We start from the raw sequence: 2,291 nt of genomic DNA, 5'->3' as shown, positions 1-2,291 counted from the left end.
GAGCCATGTGCTCAGCCGCAGAACAAGCCATTTCTGCCCCCACAATCTTTCCAGATGATTTATCCAAGTAAACCCGCATCACTCCCTGATTTCGTTGTGCAGCCCGCGCCCTTCCCTGATCTGTAAAGCTCGCTTCCCCAATGACGATTGTCTGCTGATCAATTTGTTGCAAAGCAGTGCCCACCACAGCGCAGCTTGGTTCACTGAATACAATACTGAGTGGTATACGACGACAATAGGCTTCTACACGTTCACTCAATACGTTATGCCCTGCGATACGCCCTTCATCAGCCACTTCGTGTAATAACATTTTATCGGCCGCCGCATCACCAGCGATAAATACCGCTGAGCCTTCTATTTGAGTCGTATTCGGATTAATGTCTGGCATCCCCTTGTCATCGAGGCTGACATCCAGTTTATTCAGTCCCATGCCATCCAGATTGGGGCGTCTCCCCACTGCTACCAGCACTTGATCCACTTCCAATTCACTTTTCTGAGTGATGACTTTGACCCCGTTTTCAGTCTCCTCTAAATCCGCTTCAGTTTCTGTGTAGAGCGTAAACTCTTTAGCCAGTGTTTCGTGCAATGCCTCACTGACCTTTTTATCTGTCAGTCCCGCCAACATAGACTCTGCGCCAAATGCCGTGACTTCGATACCCAATCGTGACAGAGCCTGAGCCATTTCAATACCAATAGCCCCCAGACCTATAACAGCGATCCTGGGCTTTAAATCAGTTTGTTCAAACAAGATATTGGTGGTGAGAATTTTATTGTTGCCTATTTGCTCCCACTCAGGCGGTAGTACAGGTCTGGAGCCAGTGGCGATAATGATCTTTTTGGCGGTATACACATCATCGTTCACTCTGACAGTGTTGGGCCCTGTGAGCGTGGCTCGACCGGTAATCACCTTATCCTCTACCTCACTGATCGACTTTAACGTACTGGAAACAAAATAATCTCTTATGTGACGCAGCCGGCGTAATACCGCCGGTATATCAATACTGAGTTGTTCCGCATTCTGGATACCAAACTCAGCAAAAGTATGACGACGGTGATAAGCATTTGCCGCTTCAATAAGCAGCTTGGATGGCATACAGCCAACTCGGGCACAGGTGGTGCCATATTCACCTTCGTTAATTAACAAAAACGCATCCGTTTTCTTCTGCACTTGCTTGAGCGCGGCTAAACCTGCGGTACCTGCCCCGATAATAATGACATCGGTCTGGGTTGTATTTGACATGATAGTCCTTTGAGGAGCGATATTTAATCTTCGATTCTAAACCCAACTTTGATGGTGACCTGCCAGTATTTCACACCATCATTTTCAATATAACCACGGGTTTCAATCACTTCGAACCAGTGCATATGTTTGACCGTTTCACCGGCTTTTTTGATGGCATTTTGAATCGCCTGATCGGAACTTTCACTTGAACTACCGGTTAATTCAATCAGTTTATAGGTATGTTCACTCATCTCTGTCTCCTCACTGTCAGAAAGTCATTTGAATTTCCATCATAAAACCTAAAACCCGACATTACCAGAAATGCGCAATATCACATTAAACAAATGATTTTTCTATCTTTTGCCATTTCAGGATCGTATAATATGCCGTTTATCATCCCGCTCCTCAGTTTTGCGTTCAAAACTGACATTCACAGGTTTTTGCATGTCCACAGAACAACTTGACTCGATCCCCTCATTCAGTGAGCTGGGTATCGCTCCCGCTATTGTCAAAGCAATCAAAGAAGCCGGTTACGAAACACCGTCACCGATTCAAGCCCAAAGTATTACGCCATTATTAGAAGGTCGTGATTTGCTGGGTCAGGCCCAAACCGGTACAGGTAAAACGGCCGCCTTTTCTCTACCTCTATTAAGTCGTTTGAATGATCGTCAAAAGACACCACAAATTCTGGTACTCACCCCCACGCGTGAGTTAGCTATTCAAGTCGCTGAAGCCATGCAAGGTTATGGTCGTCATATGAAAAACTTCCATGTGTTACCTGTTTATGGTGGTCAAAGCATGGGCATTCAATTACGCCAGTTACAACGTAGCCCACAAGTTATCGTCGGTACGCCTGGTCGTATTCTTGATTTGATTCGTCGCGGTAAATTACCCCTCGAAGATTTGAAAGCACTGGTGCTGGATGAAGCTGATGAAATGCTGCGCATGGGCTTTATTGATGATGTTGAAACCATTCTGAAAGAAACACCAGAAACACGTCAGGTGGCTTTATTCTCAGCCACCATGCCTAAACCAATACACCGTGTTGCACAGCGTTATCTCAATAATT

At 45.6% G+C, this 2,291-nt stretch carries 3 protein-coding genes; 1 reads left to right on the top strand and 2 read right to left on the bottom strand.

Annotation, left to right across the window (positions count from 1 at the left end):
- Positions 1 to 1,240 (bottom strand): dihydrolipoyl dehydrogenase (locus tag B4K20_RS11745; protein WP_289283016.1); only part of this gene is annotated, 1,240 nt, incomplete at its 3' end.
- 23 nt (positions 1,241 to 1,263) lie between these two features.
- The gene (locus B4K20_RS11740; RefSeq protein ID WP_007145985.1) at positions 1,264 to 1,473 is read right to left on the bottom strand and encodes a dodecin; all 210 of its coding nucleotides are present in this window, start codon (positions 1,471 to 1,473) and stop codon (positions 1,264 to 1,266) included.
- Between the two features lie 193 nt (positions 1,474 to 1,666).
- Between B4K20_RS11740 and B4K20_RS11735 the strand changes: the two genes are divergently transcribed.
- On the top strand, positions 1,667 to 2,291 hold a 625-nt coding region (locus tag B4K20_RS11735), incomplete at its 3' end, for a DEAD/DEAH box helicase (protein ID WP_289283015.1).

It is taken from the genome of Methylophaga sp. UBA5088, assembly GCF_002414625.1.
Lineage (GTDB): Bacteria > Pseudomonadota > Gammaproteobacteria > Nitrosococcales > Methylophagaceae > Methylophaga > Methylophaga marina.
Note: the sequence above shows the minus strand (reverse complement) of the source record. Positions and strands in the feature narration are given on the sequence as shown.